The organism is Pseudomonas sp. 5P_5.1_Bac1, assembly GCF_025466015.1.
In the GTDB taxonomy this organism is placed as follows: domain Bacteria; phylum Pseudomonadota; class Gammaproteobacteria; order Pseudomonadales; family Pseudomonadaceae; genus Aquipseudomonas.
Genome location: NZ_JANLNX010000077.1, coordinates 1 through 19,982, shown reverse-complemented (window position 1 = coordinate 19,982; position 19,982 = coordinate 1). Strand labels below are relative to the sequence as shown.

Below are 19,982 nucleotides of genomic sequence, written 5' to 3'. Positions count from 1 at the left end.
AGAAAAGAGGTAGCCCCATGAACGCCATTCTCACCCCCACCGCCAACGACGAACGCCAGGCCCACATCAACGACCTGCTGGTCGGCGCCATCGACCTGCACTGCCACAGCGGTCCCTCGGTGATGCCGCGCTATTGCGACCACATCGAAGCCATGCGCGAAGCCTCCGAAGCCGGCCTCAAGGCCGTGCTGCTCAAGGACCACTATTACAGTTGCACGCCGGTCACCACCCTGCTCAACAAACACTTCAGCGAACTGAACGTGCACATGCTGTCGGGGGTTCCGCTGAACAACTCGGTGGGCGGCCTCAACGTCCACGCCGTGGAGCATGGCCTGAACCTCGGCGCCAAACTGGTGTGGATGCCGACCTTCTCCTCGGCCAACCACATCGCCCACCACCACCAGGACGTGAAGTTCGTCGACAAATTCCCGCAGACCACCCAGCGCATGCTGCAGCCCATTCCGCTGACCGTGCTGGACGATGACGGCAAGCTCAAGGAAGAGGTCAAGGCCATCCTCGACCTGATCGCCGCCCAGGACGTGGTGCTTTCCGCCGGCCACCTGAACATCCGTGAAATCTGGCCGCTGTTTGAGGAAGCGCGCAAGCGCGGGGTCAAGCGCCTGTTGGTCAACCACCCGACCTACGTGGTCGACGCCACCCTCGACGACATGCGCCAACTGGCCCGCGAAGGCGTGTTCATGGAGCACTCGATGTGCATGTGGGTGCCGGGGTCGAAGTTCAAATTCTATGACGACACCTTCCTGCGCGAAGTGATCGAGGCCGGCACCATCGACCTCACCATCCTCGGCTCCGACCTCGGCCAGCAGGGCAACCCGAACATCGCCGACGGCTTCCGCAACGTGATCGGCCAACTCCTGGACCTGGAGTACAGCGACGCCGACATCCGCAAAATGATCTCGGGCAACGCCGCCCGCCTGATGAACCTGTGAGTAGCGTGCCCATGACCCGACTGACCACCACCCTCGGCCAGCTCACCCTGAAAAACCCGGTGATCTGCGGCGCGGGTGAACAGACCATGACCGCCGCGGCGATCCGTGCCGCGCTGGACACCGGCGCGGGCGCGGTGGTGGCCAAGTCCACCAACGAATCCGCCGCGGCCAAGGCGCAACTGGACAAGACCGACTACCTGCTGCTCGACGCCCAGTGGAATCCCCTGCCCTGGGACTTCAACCCGCCGGCCGACGCCAGCCTGTTCGGCCGCTCGGGCCTGGTCCAGCGTGACTTCGGCGACTGGCTGGACGAACTGGTCGGGCTCGACCACTACGCCCGCAGCCTCGACGCCTACGTGATCCCGAGCCTGATCCTCAGCGACCTGGAGCAATGCGCCGACTACGCCCGGCAGATCGAACAGGCCGGGCTGCGGGTGCTGGAACTGAACATCGGCGCGCCCCACGGCGAGGAAGCGGCCAAGGGCGCGATCGTCCTGGAACGCGGTGCCGAGCGCATTGAAACGATCGTCCGGCGCATCCGCCAGGCGACCACCTTGCCGCTGTGGATCAAGCTCACCGGCCAGAGCGAAGACGTGGTCGGCCTGGCCCAGGCGGCGCGGCGTGGTGGCGCCGACAGCGTGGTGGTGATGGGCCGTTTCATGGGCTTCTTGCCGGACCTGGACAGCGGCCTGCCGCTGCTCGGCACCAGCGCCGCGATCGGCGGCTCCTGGGCGCTGCCACTGACGGCGCGCTGGCTGATGCTGACCCGCAAGGCCATGGCCGACGACTACCCGCTGATCGCCACCAACGGCGCCCGCACCGGGCTGGACGTCGCGCGCTTCCTGCTGGCCGGCGCCAGCGCCACGGAGATGACCTCGGCGGTGTTTACCGGTGGCTATGGGGTGCTGGAAAAGGCCATCGCCGAGCTGGATGCCTACGTGGCCCGGCGCGGCTCGACGGTCGCGCAACTGCTGGGCAGCGCGGCAGACCAGGTGCAGACCTATCAACAACAAACCAGCCGGCCCGGCTGGTGGGAGCGGTTCGCCCCAAAGTGAGTGAGGGTTCCCGGCTGAGGCGATTGGGTCGGGAGCTCACGGAGAGTTGGCGGATGTTGGGGCCATAAGCGCTTGCCTGGAGGGTTGCGCTGCCCTGGAGACAAGGGTTTCAGGGGCGGCGCTGCGAGCCTAGGCAATGTGCGGCAGCGACTGAATGATCAAAAGCACACCCGCCAACGCCAGCAACCCCAGCACTATCTTGCGAAAGGCGATATCACTGAAATGCCGATAGGCGCGGATTCCGGCGAAGGTGGGCAGCAGCACCGCCAGCGCCACCACCGGGAACAGGCCGAGGGCTTCGGCGGACACGGTGCCGGAAACCAGATAGGTGATCATCGTCAGCAACTGCATCCCCAGGTTGAAACCCTGGATCACCGAGCGCTGGGTGTCGCGGTCCCAGCCCTTGAGTACCGCCCACAACGCCGGCGCCGGCCCGGTCAGGCCGCCGAGGCCGCCCATCACCCCGCCGAGCACGCCCACTGCGGCATCGGCCTTGCGTCCGCCCAGGCGCAGCGTCGGCAAGTTGCTGGAAAACAGCATCAGCGGGCACCACAGCGCCAACACGATCCCCACCAGCAGGCGGAACACCAGCGGGTCGATGGCATGCAGCAACACCACGCCCAGCGGCACCCCGGCCAGCCCGCCGATCAGCATCGGCACCAGATGCTCGCGCTTCAGCCCTCGGCGCAAGGTTCCCGCCGCGAGCACCTGACCCACCAGCGAGCCGCAGACCACCAGCGGCCCGGTCAGGGTCGGATCCAGCGCCCAGGCCCAGACCGCCATGGCCACCAGGCCGAAGTTCGAGCCCGACAGGCCCTGGACGAAGCCGGCCAGGGCGGCGCCGAAGATGATGGTGAGAAGCAGTGAATCCATGAAGACAGGTTCCGCGCAAATGGGCAGCAGAATAGGGGCCGGACGAGGGTTGATAAAGAGCCAATTGATCGCGGTTTGATAGGGCCGCTTTGCGCCCGCCAAGCCAGCCTTCAGTGAGCCCGGTGCTAATCTCCCCCACCATCGAGCAAACCCGGCTAGGCGCGCCCACCCGTCAATCACCGATCCTGTGCCTACCGCAAAACCAGCCCACGGTACCCGAGATGTCCAGCGACTCCAGTTACGCCAAACGCTTCGCCACCGTCCTGACCCACATCGCCGACAACCTCGAAGGCGATCTGTCGGTCAAGACCCTGAGCCATCTGGCGAATTTCTCGGAGTTCCATTTCCACCGCCAGTTTTCGGCCTTTGTCGGCGTGCCGGTTGCCCGTTATGTGCAACTGATGCGCCTGCGCCGGGCCGCGCATCGGCTGGTGCAAAGCGCCGGGCATTCGGTGCTGGACGCCGCGCTGGGCGCCGGGTTCGAAAGCCCGGAGGCGTTCAGCCGGGCGCTTCGCCGGGACTTCGGGATGAGCCCCAGCGCTTTTCGCAAGGCGCCGAACTGGCAGGTCTGGAACGCGGTGTTCGCCATCCCTCACTTTTCCAGGAGCATCACCATGCAGGTCAGAATCGTTGATTTCGCCGAAGTCCGCGTTGCCGCGCTGGAGCATATCGGCCCTCCGGGGCTGGTGCCGGAGACGGTACGTCGCTTCATCGACTGGCGCCTCCACAGCGGCCAGTCGCCGGTGGCGTCGAGCCGCACGTTCGGCATTCCGTTCAACAACCCCGACACCACGCCACCAGAACACTTCCACTTCGCCGTCTGCGGCGAGATCAACGAGGCGGTGCGGCCCAACGATTTCGCCGTCGGCGAGCGGGTCATCGGCGGCGGTCGCTACGCCGTGGTGCGCCATTCGGGTTCGCCCGACCACATCGGCGAAAGCATCTACCCGATCTACCGCGACTGGCTGCCCGCCAGCGGCGAGGAATTGCGCGACCAGCCGCTGTTTTTCCAGTACCTGAGCGTGTTCCCGCAAACGCCGCAAGAGCAGTGGCAGACGGATATTTTCGTGCCGCTGAAGTAGCCGCCCGGATTGTCACTTGCCTGCCACGGAGCCTGCCTAACATCGGCGCTATTACCGTGAGCGAGACACATGATGATCCTGACCGACGACTCCCTGATCCAGCGCATCTACCACGAGCTGATCGACCACAGCGACGAAGAGCTCGAGCTGGAGCTGGCCGAAGACGCTGAAAACCTCGACGAGCTGTTCGACGAAAACCTCCCGGACAGCCCGGAAAAAGCCGCGCGCCGTCGCTATTTCCGCGAGCTGTTCCGGCTCCAAGGCGAGCTGGTCAAGCTGCAGAGCTGGGTGGTCAAGACCGGCCACAAGATCGTGATCCTCTTCGAAGGCCGTGACGCCGCCGGCAAAGGGGGGGTGATCAAGCGCATCACCCAGCGCCTCAATCCGCGCGTCTGCCGGGTCGCCGCCCTGCCCGCGCCGAACGATCGCGAACAGACCCAATGGTACTTCCAGCGCTACGTGCCGCACCTGCCGGCAGCCGGTGAGGTGGTGCTGTTCGACCGCAGTTGGTACAACCGCGCCGGCGTCGAGCGGGTCATGGGCTTTTGCAGTGACGATCAGTACGAAGAGTTTTTCCGCAGCGTGCCGGAGTTCGAACGCATGCTGGTGCGTTCCGGGATCCAGGTGATCAAGTACTGGTTCTCGATCTCCGACCAGGAACAGAACCTGCGCTTCCTCAGCCGTATCCACGACCCGCTCAAGCAATGGAAACTCAGCCCGATGGACCTGGAATCCCGCCGGCGCTGGGAGGCCTACACCAAGGCCAAGGAAATCATGCTCGAGCGCACCCATATCGATGAAGCGCGCTGGTGGGTGGTGCAGGCGGACGACAAGAAAAAGGCCCGCCTGAACTGCATCCAGCACCTGCTCGACCAGGTGCCGTATGAAGAGGTGCAGACGCCGACCGTGTCGCTGCCGCAACGGGTTCGCCAGGCCGACTACAGCCGCACGCCGACGCCGCAAGCGCTGATCGTGCCGGAGGTCTACTGATTTCGATGTAGACACATCCTGTAACATCCACTTCCGATAATCACCGGTGCCCTCCCCTCACCGGTACCGGAACATGGACACCAGCACACTCACCGCAACGCCTTCCCCACGTGCCGCGGGCCCTCGCCCGCAGCTCGTGCACAAGCCTGGCCGGCTCGCCTCGGCGATTTTCTTCATCATCATTGCCGCCGGCATCCTGTTCTCGGCCTGGAGCCTGGTGCGCGACGTCGGCGACATGAATGCCGTGGTCACCACCTGGACGCCCTTCCTGCTGCTGGGCATCGCTTTGCTGATCGCCCTTGGCTTCGAGTTCGTCAACGGCTTCCACGACACCGCCAACGCCGTTGCCACGGTGATCTACACCAACTCGCTGCCGGCGCATTTCGCGGTGGTCTGGTCCGGCTGCTTCAACTTCCTCGGCGTACTGCTGTCCAGCGGCGCGGTGGCGTTCGGCATCATCGCCCTGCTGCCGGTGGAGCTGATTTTGCAGGTCGGCTCGTCGGCCGGCTTCGCGATGATCTTCGCCCTGCTGATCGCCGCGATCATCTGGAACCTCGGCACCTGGTGGCTGGGGCTGCCGGCGTCGTCGTCGCACACCTTGATCGGTTCGATCATCGGCGTCGGCATCGCCAACGCGCTGATGCACGGCCGCGACGGCACCAGCGGCGTGGACTGGGCGCAGGCGACCAAGGTCGGTTATTCGCTGCTGCTGTCGCCGCTGGTCGGCTTCGTCTGCGCGGGGCTGCTGCTTCTGGCCCTGCGCCTGTTCGTGAAAAACCGCGCGCTGTACAAGGCCCCTGAAGGTGACGCGCCGCCGCCGTGGTGGATTCGCGGCATGTTGATCCTCACCTGCACCGGCGTGTCCTTCGCCCACGGCTCCAACGACGGCCAAAAAGGCATGGGCCTGATCATGCTGATCCTGATCGGCACCCTGCCCATGGCCTACGCGCTCAACCGCACCATGCCGGAAAGCCAGGCCATCCAGTTCGCCGCAGTGGCCGAAGTGACCCAACAAGCCCTGCAACGCAGCGCCCTGCTGCCGGCCCCGGCCGATCCGCGTCCGGTGCTGGAAACCTACGTGCGCACCAAGCAGGTCACGCCTGAACTGGTGCCGGCGCTGGCCGTGCTGTCGGGCCAGATCGGCGCCCAGGTGAAAGGCTACGGTTCGCTGTCGCGGGTGCCGGCCGAAGCCATGGCCAACGTGCGCAACGACATGTACCTGGCCTCCGAAGCCATTCGCCTGATGGACAAGGACAAGGTCGGCGGCTTCGACGCCGACACCAGCGCCAAGCTGCAAGCCTTCAAGAAACAGATCGACGATGCGACTCGCTTCATTCCGCTGTGGGTCAAGGTCGCCGTGGCCATCGCCCTGGGGTTGGGCACCATGGTGGGCTGGAAACGCATCGTGGTGACCGTCGGCGAGCGCATTGGCAAGACCCACCTTACCTACGCACAAGGTGCTTCGGCGGAAACCGTGGCGATGCTGACCATCGGCGCGGCCGACTTGTATGGTTTGCCGGTGTCAACGACCCAGGTACTGTCTTCGGGCGTGGCCGGAACCATGACCGCCAACGGCTCGGGGTTGCAGTGGGGGACGGTGCGCAACCTGCTGATGGCCTGGGTGCTGACCTTGCCGGCGGCGATTCTGTTGTCGGGGAGTTTGTATTGGGTGTTGAGCAAGTTGTTCTGATCTAACGCCGCATCGCTGGCAAATCAGCGATGCGGCTCCGCGGACTCAATAATCCCCACGCTTGCGAAACGCCCAGCGCCCCGCCAGCACGGTAAAGGTCGCCACCAGCGCCACCAGCACCCAGAACCCGTGCGGGTCATCCGCCAACGGCACCCCACCCACGTTCATGCCGAAGAAGCCGGCAATGATGTTGATCGGCAGCGCCAGCACCGTCACCACTGTCAGGGTGAACAGCGTGCGGTTGTTCTCTTCGGTGAGCTTGGCGGCGATCTCTTCCTGCAACAGCTTGATCCGCTCCACCAGCGCGGTGAGGTCGTTGATGATCACCGCGAACTCTTCAGTGGCCGAGCGCAACTGGCGCATGTCCTGCTCGCGCAGCCAATCCGGCGGGCGATTGAGCAGGCGCAGCAGCGAGCCCGGTTCCAGCGCCAACAGGCGTTGCAGGCGCACCAGCACGCGGCGCATTCCGCTCAGTTCCGCACGGTTGTTGCTCAGGCGCTGGGACAGCAACTGGTCTTCGATACGGTCCACGTTCAACGTGGTTTCGCGGACGATCTGGGTCAGCAGATCACCCTGGTCACCCAACAGGTGAATCAGCAGCTCGACGGTGGAGGCAAAGCGTTCGCCGCGCTTCACCGAGGAACGCAGACGGTCCACCGAGTGCAGCGGCTGCAAGCGCGCGCTGACCAGCAGCCGGCTGCGGGCGCAGGCCCAGAGCGTAGACACGTCCGATGACACCAGGCCGAAGTTGAACACCACGTCGTTGACCACCGCCAGCAAGGCGGTGTCGGTGTGTTCGATGCGGGTCGAGCGCGAGCCTTCGCGCAGGGTTTCGAAGAAGGTTTCCGGCAGGTCGAGGCTGCCTTTCATCCAGCGCTCGCAGGCGGCGTGCGCAAGGTTCATGTGCAGCCAGAGGAATTCTTCCGGCTCGCCAGGATTGAGCAGCAGTTCCAGGGCCTGCGTCGAATCGATCTCCCGGCCCGGCTGACCGGGACGAAAGACAAAGCCGTAGAGCAGGCCGTTGAGATCGGCGTCCTGGTGGTGACCCTGAGTGGTGATCATGCGGGTACTCAAGGGCAATTTATCAGTGTCGGGCCGAACCGTTGTCCATCAGGCTGTGCAGCAGGCCGAAGCGCAGGCCGGGCTCGGACGGGGTCATGTCGTCGATGCCGAAGGCCTTGAACGCCGCCAGCATGATCGCCAGACCGCCGGGCAGCATGCCCAGACGATGTTCCTGCAGGCCGCAGAGTTTCACGCGCTTGACGTGGCCGGCTTCGAGCAAGCTCAGGGAAAGACGCAGCAGGCCGGCATAGGTGATGCCGTCACGCCCGCCGTCGTTCAGGCCGTTGGCCTTAAGCACCCGCGCCAGCATGCGCGCAGTGCCGGACGAGCCGATCGCCGCGTGCCAGCCGTGCGCACCAATCTCCCGGGCGACCCGGGAAAACTCCAGGCAGGCGCTCTGCTCCGCCAGTTGCAGCGAACGGCTGTCGACCCGTCCGCCGGGGAAAAAGCGTTTGCCGAAGGTGCCGCTGCCGATGGTCAGGCTTTCACTGAAGATAGGTTGCTTGCCACGACCAACGATCAACTCGGTGGAGCCGCCGCCGATATCCACCACCAGGCGGGTGGTTTTCTCGCAGGGCATGGTGTGGGCGATGCCCGAATAGACCAGTTGGGCTTCTTCCTGGCCGGAGATCACGTCGATGGGGAAACCCAGGCGGGCTTCCGCGCCTTCGAGAAACACCGCCGCATTGCGCGCCTGCCGCACCGCACTGGTGGCCACGGCGCGCACGCTGCCTTCGCGGAACCCGCTGAGCTGCTTGCCAAACCGCGCCAATGCCTGCCAGCCCCGCTCCAGCGCCAGGGCATCCAGCGCATCGCCTTGCAGCCCTTCAGCCAGGCGCACCGGCTCGCGCAGGCTCTTCACCTTGCGAATGACCAGGCGACGGTTGCACACGACCTGCTGGCCGATGGTCATACGAAATGCATTGGAGCCGAGATCCACGGCCGCAAACAGGGAAGCGCTGCCTTTCATGCGAGAGTCCTGACCTATTCCAGGGTTGGAGGATATATCTCGTTACATGACAGTTGGATGAAGGGCGGGATGTGCCCGAAAACAATAGCCCTTAAGCAAAATGCCACCCTCTTCAGCTTTCCCCAGCCCTGCCGATGAATCGGTAAACCCCTCGCAATGTGCGACGCCACTGAGGAAACGAAGATGCAGTTGACTCTAAGAACAAAAATGCTGTTGCTCGCTGTCCTCCCGGTCCTTGTGTTCGCCCTGGTCATCAGTGGCGCAGCGGACCGGATCCTGCGCCACCTCGCCGAAAACGAAGTCAGTGAAACCCGCCAACGCCTGGTCGACGAAAGCCGCCAGAGCCTCGAAGACTACATGCAGATCGCTCTCGGCTCGGTGCAGGGCCTGTACGACGCCGCCGCCAACGGCGACGAGGCCAGCCGGGCACAGGCGATCGCGGTCCTGTCGAAGATCAAGTACGGCAAGGACGGCTATTTCTTCGCCCACGACTCCAACGTGGTGCGCCTGTTCCGCGGCGACAGCCCGGTAGACGTCGGCAAGAACCTCAGTGAGCGCAAGGACGTCAACGGGGTGTTCATCAACCGCGAGCTGGTGCGGGTGGCCAAGGACGGCAGCCACTTCGTCAATTACAGCTCGCCGCTGCCGGGCAACGAGAGCGTGCAGGTGCCCAAGCTCGGCTACAGCTATTACCTGCCGAAGTGGGACATGGCCGTGGGCACGGCGGTCAACCTGGACAATATCGAGCTGCGCATTACCGAACTGCGCGCCGAGATCGACCAGCGTATCCAGTCGATCCTCACCAGCATCCTGGGCATCGCTGCCGTGTTGCTGGTGATCCTCGGCATCGCCGGGCTGACCCTGAGCAATGCCCTGCTCAAGCCGCTCAAGGCCATGAAAGACAACCTCGACGATATCGCCGCCGGTGACGGCGACCTCACCCACCGCCTGCGCGCCGGCAATGACGAGCTGGGCCAACTGGCGGGCTCGTTCAACCGTTTCGTCGAGAAGATCCAGAGCCTGGTGCGCCAGGTCGTGGAAGTCAGCGGCGAGCTGTCGACCCTGGTCGAGTCGGTGGAAAGCCAGAGCCGTCGCTCGGAAGCGGCCATGGAACAACAACGCCACGAGACCACCCAGGTCGCCACCGCGATCAACCAGATGTCCGCCGCCGCCCAGGAAGTGGCGCACAGCGCGCAGAACGCCGCCCATGCCGCGCAGGAAACCGACACCCAGGGCCAACAGGCCCGGCAGGTGGTGGACGGCAGCATCAAGCGCATCCACGCGCTGGTGGAGAACATCCGCGGCAGCGGTACCTCACTGGACAGCCTGCAACAGGACGTGCAGTCCATCGTCAGCGTGCTCGGGGTGATTCGCTCGATTGCCGAGCAGACCAACCTGCTGGCGCTCAATGCCGCCATCGAAGCGGCGCGGGCCGGTGAAGCCGGACGTGGCTTCGCAGTGGTCGCCGACGAGGTCCGCGGGCTCGCCAGCCGCACCCAGCAGAGCACCCAGGAAATCCAGGTGATGATCGACCGCCTCACCACCGGCACCCACTCGGCGGTGGAATCGATGCGTCATTCCTGCGAGACCGGCGACGCCACTCGCAACCAGGCCAGCGAAGCGGGCACCTCGCTGGATGCCATGGCCACGCTGATCGGGACCATCAGCTCGATGAACGCGCAGATCGCCAGCGCCGCCGAAGAACAGACCGCCGTGGCCGAAGAGATCAACCAGAGCGTGCACCAGATCGCGGTGGCGGTGGAAAGCGTCGCCGAACAAACCCGCCAGGGTGCGCAAACGGCGAAAAGCCTGTCGTCGCTGGAAGCGCATTTGCGTGCGCTGGTGCGGCAATTCCGTATTTGAACTGACCCAAGAACAGCGTCCCAACGTCTCATTCACTCTCGAATAAGCCGTTGGGGCCGCTTTGCGGCCGTTCGGTAGGAGCGAGCTTGCTCGCGAAGCGCCCCAAGAGGTTGAACTGACCGGTATAAACCGAAACACCCATCAACTTCTGATGCCGGTGAGGCTTATTCCTGGCCGAACCAATAGTCGCCCCCCAGCAATGCCCAATGGACGTAAAGCACTGACATTTTTGTCAGGTGACAGAGGCTGAGCAGCTCCTTAACGTGTGCTGACAAGCGCTTTACAGGCTTCCTGTAGTCCTCATGAACGATCGACTTTACAGAACAGGAGTCAACCATGGGCATCGCAAAACTACTCCGCCCTCTTTTAACGACGATAGTAATGACAGGGCTACATATACCGGCATACAGCGCTGATAACGCGCCTGTAAGCGGGCACTTTCTGGACCTGCCATCGCTGCTGGAGAACCGTGCCGAAGTCAGCAGTTCAGCGTTGTTGGCAGAAATGCAAGCACCGCGACTGGAGCCACGAACGACCTTTGAGGCGTACCACGTCAGCAGTTCGGTTCTGCTCAGCAAACAAGGCGAGCCAGATGGTTTCATCGTCCTGGTCAATCAGGACGACGGCAGTTTCACCGCCCTGGTCAGTACCTCTTCCCGGCGCGGTGTGGTGCTTGGCAAAGCGGACGGCAGCCAGACCTTTCAGGAAGAAATCGCCTTCGATGGGCAAAAAGACGACTTCGTCACGGACCCGCAAGACGAACAGGCCCATCGACAAAGACTCAATGACACAACGACATCCGCCGACAGTAACCAGGAGCATGTTCTCACGGTACTTGTGGGGTTCTCGGAAGCGGCGGCCCGCCAGGTCGGTGACCCCAGAAGTTTCGCACTGGCGCAGATCGAAACCTTGAACCTCGCCCTGAGAAACTCTGGAATAACCAACATCAGGGTCGCGCTCTCCGGGATCTCGACCACACCGACCGACTATGTGATCAACAACGTAAACCTGAACAAACTCAAAGATGCTTTTCCCAACTACCCCAACGCCGACCTGATTGCCGGCTTCTTCGCCTCTGCACCTCAGGGTAACGTGGCCGGAATCGCCGACCGCTATGGCACTTACAGCATGGCGCACATATCAACCACCGATACATTCGCCCACGAGATAGGGCACAACATCGGCGGCGCGCATTGCTCTCCGGGAGACGGCAACTATGAGTACGGATACTCGACCGGCAAATATGGATCGTTGTTGTGCCGCCAGGGAACCCGCGTACTTTCTTTTTCCAACCCGAACAAGAATGCGCCAGACGGCAAACCCCTGGGTAACGCGCAACACGCCGATATGGCACGGACATGGAACAGCAATACGCCAAGCAAAGCGAAAGGCCTGGGCAATGATTCGGGGAAAGCCGTGCTGCTGCACAGCCTGGCAGATACCAGCCAATGCGTTGATGTGCTGGGGGGTGGCAACCTGGTGCCGGGTGCACAGGTCGGGCTCTGGCGGTGTGACCCGAACAACCCCAACCAGCGGTGGAACAAGCTGTACTTCAATAACACTGTTCAGTTCTGGCTGGAGGCCAGGCCGAAACTCTGCCTCTATGCCACGCCTCCTGGCAGTAACCGCAAGGTCGTGCTGCATGAGACTGGCTGCCAGCACATCACCTGGACTGAAGAAAACCACTCACTGAAGACTCTTGGAAATGGCGAGGATCTGTATTTACATCGTTCCGACGCTAACCAGCTCAGCGCAAGGATCGGAACCCCGGATTATTCCCGCCCTGCGTTCTTGTGGTCGAGCGGCTCTCCCTATAGCCGTATCGTCAACAAGCACAACAACTTTTGCCTGGATGTCAAAAACGGCCAATCCGTGGCCGGGACGCATATCGTCTTCAACCAATGTGTGAACAACACGCCAAGCCAACGCTGGCTTTGGGAAGCGTCGGGACGTGTACGCAACGGCGCAAACCTCAGTTTTTGCCTGGGTCGGACGGGCAGTGGCAACAACAGAACCACGGTGCTGCTCAGTTGCAGCGCGAATGACTCGGAGGTCACCTGGAATCGCAGCCGTAATGAATGGATCACCACCACCGAGTACTCGCACTGGGCGTGTCTGTACAGCAGTCAGAGTCCGATACCGGGTAGCCGTGTTCCGTTGAGCACATGCAACGTGGTCAGTTTGAAAGACTGGCTGATACAGCCTGATCCGTGAGTTACCCCGCGCGCCGGCAATGACGAACCGGCCCTCAACGCCGCCCTCCCGGCGGCGCGGGCCGGCAGGCGCCGAACAGCGGCTGCGTCTTCGACAAAGGTCGCATATCGATCAGTGAAACGCGGCCACTACCCTGTGTTGCCTTGCAACTTTTACCCGCGCTGAAAGTGCCGCGCCTTAAGTATTAAACCTCCCGACCGCCACGCCTTCTTTGGTCTTGCCCGCCTGTACCGCGCTTGACACCAGTGCGTGCCGATCGCAATTCTTGCAGCCGCAAAACCAGCCAGTCACAACAATAATAATTACTGCATGGCGTTTGAATGCGCCGATGGAACAAGGAGTTCTTAAATGCTTGGTTACTATGCGCAATACAGCAAGGAATACATCACCACCCTGATGATCGTGACCACCCTGTTCTTTGCCTTACCCATCTTCCTCGCCCCGCTGCAATGGGCCCGGCTCATGCGCTGGACCGTACCCGAACACGAACACCTGGCCATCTATTTCGGTCGGTGCCTCGGTGCGTTCATTCTTGTGGTTGAAGTTGCGATGTTACGTTCGGCGACCACCGGCACCAGTTTCAGTTATGCCTTCGATATTCTTTTCGTGGTCTTCACGTTGATGTTCTTCGTGCATGTCTACGGCGCAATCAAGAAGATCCAGCCTATTACCGAAACATTGGAAATCGGTTTCTGGATGATCCTCTTCGTACTCAACATCCTGTTCTACCCCGCCACGAGTATCACGCTGTAAACCTTCGCCGGACCGCGATCGGAAGTGTGCCGGTCGCCGTTCAACCCCGTTGAAAGTCCGTAGTGCCTGGCGCCTTCGCGTCGGCGGCCGTGTGTCCGCCGAACGCCGCGCCGAAGCCGGTTCAAGGAGTGAACATGATCCAGTCCAGGGAAGACGTCGCCCTCAAGGCCGCGCTCAAGAAGTTGGTGCGCGACCTGCTCCAGCAGGCCACCGGCCTGGCCCCGGCCGTGCTGCACGATGAGGCGCCGTTCCACGAGATCGGCCTGACCTCCCTGGCGATCCTCAACTTCAACGAGCAAATCCAGCCGGTATTCCCCGGCCTGAACAAGACCCTGCTGTTCGACTGCCGCAGCGTTGGCGAAGTGGTCGAGCACCTGCTGCGCGAGCACCCCGAGGCTTGCGCGCGCTATCTGCAACAGCAACACCCGACGCAGCAAGAAACGCCAGCGGCGCCAGAAAGCGCCGCAGCACCCTGGCCGCACCTCGTTCCCCTTGCCCTTCGGCGGCCGGACAGTGACGCCGTGGATATCGCAATCGTTGGCCTGCACGGGCGTTTTCCCGATGCCGACAACCTCGACCGGCTCTGGCAGAACCTGCTGCACGGTCTGGATTCGATCAGCGAGATTCCTGGCGAGCGCTGGCCGCTGGAGGGCTTTTTCCAGGCCGGGGCCGATGCCCGCGACAGCGGCCTGAGCTACGCCAAATGGGGCGGATTCCTCAACGATATCGAGCGTTTCGACGCGCAATTCTTCGGCATTCCGCCACGCGAAGCGGCCTGCCTCGACCCGCAGGAACGGCTGTTCCTGCAATGCGCCTGGCATGCCCTGGAAGACAGCGGCCACCTCGGCGAACGCAGCCGCGTGCTGCGCCATGCCAACGGTTCGCTGGACATCGGCGTGTTCGTCGGCATCACCAGCAACACCTGGCCGCTGCTCGGCCCCGCCCTGTGGCAGGCCGGGCAGACGGCGATTCCCAGCGGCCTGCCGTGGTCGGTGGCCAACCGCGTGTCCTGGGCCCTGGACCTGTGCGGGCCGAGCCTGGCGGTGGACACCGCCTGCTCGTCATCGCTGACCGCCCTGCACCTGGCCATCGACAGCCTGCGCAAAGGCCAGTGCCGCGCGGCGCTGGTGGGCGGCGTCAACCTCTACAGCCACCCGGCCAAGTACGTGCAGTTGTGCCAGCAACACATGCTCTCGCCCAGCGGCCGCTGCCAGGCATTCGGCAGTGGTGCCGACGGTTTCGTGCCCGGTGAAGGGGTCGCGGCGGTGCTGCTCAAACCGTTGGCGGCGGCGCGCCGCGATGGCGACCGGATCCTCGCCGTGCTCAAGGGCAGCGCGGTCAACCACGGCGGGCGCAGCAACGGCTACACCGTGCCCAGCGCCCGCGCCCAGGCCGAGCTGATCGAGCAAGCGCTGAGCGACGCGCGGGTGCCGGCCGCCAGTATCAGCTACGTCGAAGCCCACGGCACCGGCACGCGCCTGGGCGACCCGATCGAATTGCAGGGGCTGAAACAGGCCCTCGCCGCAGCCGGCAACGAGCCCTGCGATGTCGGTTCGGTGAAGAGCAATTTCGGTCATCTGGAAGCCGCGGCGGGCATGGCCAGCCTGTGCAAGGTGGTGCTGCAGTTGCGCCACCGCAGGCTGGCGCCATCGCTGCACGCGCAAACCCTGAACCCCGACGCCGGCCTCGAACACAGCCACCTGCGCATCGTCCGCGAAGCACGCGAGTGGCGCCCCCGTGACGTGCGCCGCGCCGGCATCAGCTCCTTCGGTGCGGGCGGCGCCAACGCCCATGTCATCGTCGAACAGGCACCGGAAACCGTGGCCCGCGCCGCCAGTGACGGCGTGCCGGTGTTCGTGCTCGCGGCGCGCAGTGAACAACAACTACGCGAACAGGCCAGCGCCCTGCTGGCCTGGCTTGAACCCCACGGCGACGACGCCCTTGGCGCCCTCGCCTACACCCTGCAATGCTGCCGCGCGGCCTTCGATCACCGGCTTGCACTGGTCGCCGGCGGCACCCAAACACTGCGCGACGGGCTGTCGCGTTTTCTCGACGGCGAGCCCTCGGGCTATCAGGGCCGGGTCCGGGCGGGGACGCTCCCGGACGCCGAAGCGCCCGGCGAAGATCCCCACGCCCTGGCCCGCGCCTGGGTCGCCGGCCAGTTCGCCGACTGGAGCCGCTTCTGGCCGCAGGCACCGGTCCCGCTGGCCGCGCCGCTGTATCCCTTCGCCCGCGACCTGCATCAACTGCCGCGCATCGCCGCCGCCAGCACGAGCGACAGCCGCCGCATCAGCCTCGATCCGCAGCAGTTCTTCCTGCGCGATCACCGGGTCCAGGGCCAGCCGGTGCTGCCGGCCACGGCGTATCTGGATTTCTGCGTCGACAGCGCCAGGCGCCACGGCCTCGCCCTGCCGCTGGAACTGCGCGCCCTGACCTGGGCCAGCCCGGTGCGCTTCGACACCCCGCAAGCACGCAGCCTCGACTGTCATCACCAGCGCCACGACAGCGGGCTGCGCCTGAGCTTCCAGAGCAACGGCGAAACTCACTTGCGCGGCGAATGCCGCCCGCTGACACACGCGTCGCACACCCAGCCAGACCTGGCTCAACTGCGCCGCGACTGCCGCGAAGCGCTGGACCTCAGCCAGCTCTACCCGACCCTCGAACGCCTGGGCATCGCCTACGGCCCGACCTTCCAGTGCCTGCACGCGGCCTGGCGCGGAACCGACCAGGCGCTGACCGAAGTGCGCCTGCGCCCCCGGCCCAACGAAGCGTTGACCGCCCTCGATCCGGCGCTGCTGGACGCGGTGTTGCAAAGCGCTTTCGTCACTGCGGGCCAGATCGACACCACCTTCGTGCCCTATGCCTGCCAGTCGCTGCGCTGCCATGCCGTGCTGACCGAGCGGCTGTATGTGCAGGTGCGCCCGCACCCGGCGCAGCACGGGCCAACGCGCACCTACGACTTCCGCGTGTTCGCCGACTCCGGGGCGCTGCTGCTGGAGATCGACGGCTTCGCGTTCCGCCAGTACCGGGTTGCCGCGGAGCAGCCAGTGCATTTGTTGGAGCCGTACTGGCTGGCGGCGCCGCTCGCGCACACCGCCGCGCCGGCCACCACCCTGCTCTACCGCGCCAACCCTGACCTTGCCCTGCCCGCCGCCGTGCTGGACAGCAGTTGGCACCTGCACGCCGCCAGCCAGTTCCACTACCTGACGCCGCGCACGGTGCAGGCCGACCTCAACGACCCGCGCCACATCGACCTGCTGCTACGCCTGCTGACCACCCAGGGACTGAGCCCCGAACGCCTGCTGCTGGACCTGCGTGCGCCCGCCGGCCGTGAAGCCAACGTGGGCGACGGCCTCGATGCCGTGCTCACCGCCGCCGACCTGCTGCGCCACCTGTGTCAGGCCCTCGGCACGCCGCGTTTACAGGTGCGGGTGCTGGTCGATGCCGGCCCGGCCAGCGCCATCGAAGGCCTGCTGCGTTCGGTGGTGCAAGAACTGCCGAGCCTGAGCGCCAGCCTGATCGAGGTCGAGGGCAATCCCGCCAGCCTTGAACAGGAACTGCTGGACGCCGCGCAACCCGGCGTGCAACGGATTCGCCTCGGCGCCAATTCGCGCCAACTTGCCGCCTTGCGTTTCATCGCACCCAACGAACGCGGCCAAGCCATCGATTTCGCTCCCGGCGACACCCTGCTTATCACCGGTGGCCTGGGCGCCGTCGGCCGCGCCCTGGCCGGCGCGCTGGCGAAGCTGGGCGGCTTGAACCTGGCCATCCTCGGCCGCCGCGACGCCGACGCCCGCAGCGAAGACTGGTTGCGGCAGCTCCGCCAACTCGGTGCGGCCAACGCTGGTTACTGGCAGGCCGACTGCGCCGACGCCGACTCGCTGCACGCGGCGCTGGCCGCGATCCGCCAGCGCTTCGGTGGCTGTCATGGGGTGATCCATTGCGCCGGCGTATTGCACGACGGCTATTTCCTGCGCCAGCCGGCCAGCGAACGCCACGCCGTGCTGCAAGGAAAAACCCTCGCTGCGCAGCATCTGGACCAGGCCACGGCGCGGGATCCGCTGAAACTGTTCATGGTCTGTTCGTCGCTGGCCGGGGTCTACGGCAATGTCGGCCAGAGCGCCTACGCCCTGGCCAACGCCTGGCTCGACCGCTTCGTCGAACGCCGTCAACAGCGCGGCGGCGCGGGCCGCTCGTTGTCGATCGCCTGGCCGCTGTGGCAGACCGAGCACGGCATGCAGGCGCCGGAACCGGTGCGCCAGTGGCTAAGCCGCAATGGCCTGGCGTTGTTGCCGGAAGACCAGGGCGTCGACGTTTTCCTGCGCTGCCTGGCCCTGCCGCAGACCGTGCTGGTGCCGGTGTGCGGCCAGCGCGAGGCGGTGGCGACGCTGTTCGGCATCGCCGCGCCAACGCCGGCCCTCGCGCCCGCCGCGCAAGCGGGCGGGTCGCTGCTGGACTATCTGAGCGAGCAACTGGCCGAGGTCACCGCCACCGCGCTAGAGCGCATCGACCCGGACACCTCGCTGGAAGTCTTCGGCCTCGATTCGATCCTGGTCATGGAACTGAACGGTCGCCTTGAACGGCACTTCCCCGACCTGTCGAAAACCGTGCTGTTCGAAGTGCGCAGCCTGCGCGAGTTGGCGGCGCTGTTGGAAACCGAGCATCCCGAGCAGGCCGCCCGCCTGGCGCCGGCCGAAGTCGCCAGCCCGGTGGCGCAAGCGGAAGCAGCGCCTCTGCCGGCGCCGGCCATGGAGCCCGATGCCGGGCGCCAGGACATCGCGATCATCGGCCTCGCCGGCCGCTATCCCGGTGCCCGCGACGCCCAGGCGCTGTGGCAACACCTGGCGGCGGGCGACGATCTGGTCAGCGATATCAGTCACCGCTGGCAACAGGCGGACGACGAAAACCCGCTGTACGCCCGCTGGGGCGGGCAACTGGATGATTTCGACTGTTTTGACCCGCTGTTCTTCGGCATCTCGCCCCGCGACGCCGAGCGCATGGACCCGCAGGAACGGTTGTTCCTGCAGACCGCCTGGCACGCCGTCGAAGATGCCGGCTACACCCCGCAGACCCTCTCCGGCCCGCGCCTGCCCGGCGTGCCACGGCGACGGGTGGCGGTGATCGCCGGGGTGATGTACGGCGAATACCAGTTCTACGGCGCCAGCGCCTGGCCGGAAAAACCGGCGACCCTGACTAACTCGTCCTACGCCTCGATCGCCAACCGGGTGTCGTTCTGCCTCGATCTGGAAGGCCCGTCGTTCGCCGTCGACAGCATGTGCTCATCGTCGCTGACCAGCCTGCACCTGGCCTGCGACCTGATCCGTGGCGGCAGTTGCGACCTGGCCCTGGCCGGCGGCGTCAACTTGTCGCTGCACCCGTACAAATACCGCACCCTGTGCGAACTCAACTTCGCCTCGACCCAGGGCCAGTGCCGCAGCTTCGGCGCCGACGGCGACGGCTACGTGCCCGGCGAAGGCGTCGGCGTGGTGCTGCTCAAGCCGCTGGCCCAGGCCCTGCGCGACGGCGACCATATCCACGGGGTGATCCGCGGCAGCGACCTCAACCACGGCGGCCGCACCTCGGGCTACACCGTGCCGAACGCCGACGCCCAGGCCCAGGTGATCGGCCGCGCGCTGGAGCGTTCGGGCTTGCCGGCCTCGCGGCTGGGCTATATCGAAGCCCACGGCACCGGCACCAGCCTGGGTGATCCGATCGAAATCCGCGGCCTCGGCAAAGCCATCGGCGCCCAGGTGCCAGAAGACTGGCAATGCCCGATCGGCTCGGTGAAAGCCAACCTCGGCCACCTGGAATCGGCCGCCGGCATGGCCGCGCTGACCAAGGTGCTGTTGCAGTTCAAGCACCGGCAACTGGCGCCGTCGATCCATGCCGAGCCGCTGAACCCGAACATCGACTTCAGCAAGACGCCGTTTGTAGTGCAGCAGCAGCTTGCGCCGTGGCCGCAACCCCGCGACGGCTTGCCCCGGGTCGCGGCGATCAGTTCCTTCGGCGCCGGTGGCGCCAACGCCCATGTGCTGGTGGAAGACGCCGCGCCGAGCGCCCTGCCGCCGGTGACCGGCGCCCGGGTGTTCGTCTTCAGCGCCCGTGGCCAGGGGCAATTGTGCGAGTACTTGCAGCGCTTCGTCGATCACCTGGAACACGAACGCGCCCTGGCGCCACAGCAGCCGACGGCGCGCCTGGGACGCGAAGGCTTCACCACCGCCGAAGTCGCCCGGACCTTGCGCGCGGGGCGGCAGCGGTTCGATGAGGTACGCCTGGCGGTGATTGCCGGGGACTTTGATGAGTTGCGGCAGTTGCTCGGTGAGTGGTTGCTGGAAGGCCGTGAGGGTGAGCCGCGAACGTTGCTGGGCCATGGCGGCTTGCGCGATGAAGCGGCGCGCTGGCTGGAAGGGATGGATGCCGAGGTTGCCGCGGAGCCGGGCCGGAAAGTGCCGTTGCCGGGGTATGCGTTCCTGCGGCGCA

The 19,982-nt window shown here is 65.1% G+C and carries 11 protein-coding genes and 1 pseudogene; 9 read left to right on the top strand and 3 right to left on the bottom strand.

Features of this window, described 5'->3' with window-relative positions; all coding sequences use genetic code 11:
• Positions 1-17 precede the first annotated feature (17 nt).
• Both NTD82_RS16140 and NTD82_RS16135 read left to right on the top strand, forming a co-directional pair.
• On the top strand, positions 18-950 hold the full coding sequence (locus tag NTD82_RS16140; protein WP_262129437.1) for a DUF6282 family protein: 933 nt from the start codon (positions 18-20) through the stop codon (positions 948-950).
• A gap of 11 nt (positions 951-961) precedes the next feature.
• Positions 962-2,005, top strand: a complete 1,044-nt coding sequence (locus tag NTD82_RS16135) for a dihydroorotate dehydrogenase (protein ID WP_262129436.1) — start codon at positions 962-964, stop codon at positions 2,003-2,005.
• 129 nt (positions 2,006-2,134) lie between these two features.
• Here NTD82_RS16135 and NTD82_RS16130 read toward each other — a convergent pair whose 3' ends face one another.
• Positions 2,135-2,878: a sulfite exporter TauE/SafE family protein gene (locus tag NTD82_RS16130; RefSeq protein WP_262129435.1), complete on the bottom strand. Its 744-nt coding sequence runs from the start codon at positions 2,876-2,878 to the stop codon at positions 2,135-2,137.
• 221 nt (positions 2,879-3,099) lie between these two features.
• Here NTD82_RS16130 and NTD82_RS16125 point away from each other — a divergent pair, with 221 nt between their 5' ends.
• The 3 genes from NTD82_RS16125 to NTD82_RS16115 all read left to right on the top strand — a co-directional run bounded on the left by NTD82_RS16125 (position 3,100) and on the right by NTD82_RS16115 (position 6,640).
• Positions 3,100-3,960 (top strand): GyrI-like domain-containing protein, encoded by an 861-nt coding sequence (locus NTD82_RS16125; protein ID WP_262129434.1) that lies wholly within the window; start codon positions 3,100-3,102, stop codon positions 3,958-3,960.
• A gap of 72 nt (positions 3,961-4,032) precedes the next feature.
• A complete protein-coding gene (gene ppk2, locus NTD82_RS16120) occupies positions 4,033-4,950 on the top strand; it encodes a polyphosphate kinase 2 (protein ID WP_095158875.1) in 918 nt (305 codons plus the stop codon).
• A gap of 73 nt (positions 4,951-5,023) precedes the next feature.
• The gene (locus tag NTD82_RS16115; protein ID WP_262129433.1) at positions 5,024-6,640 is read left to right on the top strand and encodes an inorganic phosphate transporter; all 1,617 of its coding nucleotides are present in this window, start codon (positions 5,024-5,026) and stop codon (positions 6,638-6,640) included.
• Between the two features lie 45 nt (positions 6,641-6,685).
• Here the strand turns inward: NTD82_RS16115 and NTD82_RS16110 are convergent.
• Positions 6,686-7,721, bottom strand: a pseudogene (locus NTD82_RS16110) (transporter).
• Positions 7,722-7,724: 3 nt separating this feature from the next.
• Positions 7,725-8,672 (bottom strand): Ppx/GppA family phosphatase, encoded by a 948-nt coding sequence (locus tag NTD82_RS16105; protein ID WP_095158799.1) that lies wholly within the window; start codon positions 8,670-8,672, stop codon positions 7,725-7,727.
• A gap of 183 nt (positions 8,673-8,855) precedes the next feature.
• On the opposite strand from NTD82_RS16105, the gene NTD82_RS16100 reads away from it, so the two are divergent.
• From NTD82_RS16100 to NTD82_RS16085, 4 genes are all read left to right on the top strand, one after another.
• The gene (locus NTD82_RS16100; protein ID WP_262129432.1) at positions 8,856-10,535 is read left to right on the top strand and encodes a methyl-accepting chemotaxis protein; all 1,680 of its coding nucleotides are present in this window, start codon (positions 8,856-8,858) and stop codon (positions 10,533-10,535) included.
• Positions 10,536-10,871: 336 nt separating this feature from the next.
• The gene (locus tag NTD82_RS16095; RefSeq protein WP_262129431.1) at positions 10,872-12,749 is read left to right on the top strand and encodes a ricin-type beta-trefoil lectin domain protein; all 1,878 of its coding nucleotides are present in this window, start codon (positions 10,872-10,874) and stop codon (positions 12,747-12,749) included.
• A gap of 348 nt (positions 12,750-13,097) precedes the next feature.
• Positions 13,098-13,502: a hypothetical protein gene (locus tag NTD82_RS16090; RefSeq protein ID WP_095158797.1), complete on the top strand. Its 405-nt coding sequence runs from the start codon at positions 13,098-13,100 to the stop codon at positions 13,500-13,502.
• 134 nt (positions 13,503-13,636) lie between these two features.
• On the top strand, positions 13,637-19,982 hold a 6,346-nt coding region (locus tag NTD82_RS16085), incomplete at its 3' end, for an SDR family NAD(P)-dependent oxidoreductase (protein ID WP_262129430.1).

Excerpts from the sequence above, each read along its gene's own strand:
- ppk2 (WP_095158875.1), top strand. The coding sequence starts at position 4,033 with ATGATCCTGACCGACGACTCCCTGATCCAGCGCATCTACCACGAGCTG.
- NTD82_RS16115 (WP_262129433.1), top strand. The coding sequence starts at position 5,024 with ATGGACACCAGCACACTCACCGCAACGCCTTCCCCACGTGCCGCGGGC.
- NTD82_RS16130 (WP_262129435.1), bottom strand. The coding sequence starts at position 2,878 with ATGGATTCACTGCTTCTCACCATCATCTTCGGCGCCGCCCTGGCCGGC.
- NTD82_RS16125 (WP_262129434.1), top strand. The coding sequence starts at position 3,100 with ATGTCCAGCGACTCCAGTTACGCCAAACGCTTCGCCACCGTCCTGACC.
- NTD82_RS16095 (WP_262129431.1), top strand. The coding sequence starts at position 10,872 with ATGGGCATCGCAAAACTACTCCGCCCTCTTTTAACGACGATAGTAATG.
- NTD82_RS16105 (WP_095158799.1), bottom strand. The coding sequence starts at position 8,672 with ATGAAAGGCAGCGCTTCCCTGTTTGCGGCCGTGGATCTCGGCTCCAAT.
- NTD82_RS16140 (WP_262129437.1), top strand. The coding sequence starts at position 18 with ATGAACGCCATTCTCACCCCCACCGCCAACGACGAACGCCAGGCCCAC.
- NTD82_RS16100 (WP_262129432.1), top strand. The coding sequence starts at position 8,856 with ATGCAGTTGACTCTAAGAACAAAAATGCTGTTGCTCGCTGTCCTCCCG.
- NTD82_RS16090 (WP_095158797.1), top strand. The coding sequence starts at position 13,098 with ATGCTTGGTTACTATGCGCAATACAGCAAGGAATACATCACCACCCTG.
- NTD82_RS16135 (WP_262129436.1), top strand. The coding sequence starts at position 962 with ATGACCCGACTGACCACCACCCTCGGCCAGCTCACCCTGAAAAACCCG.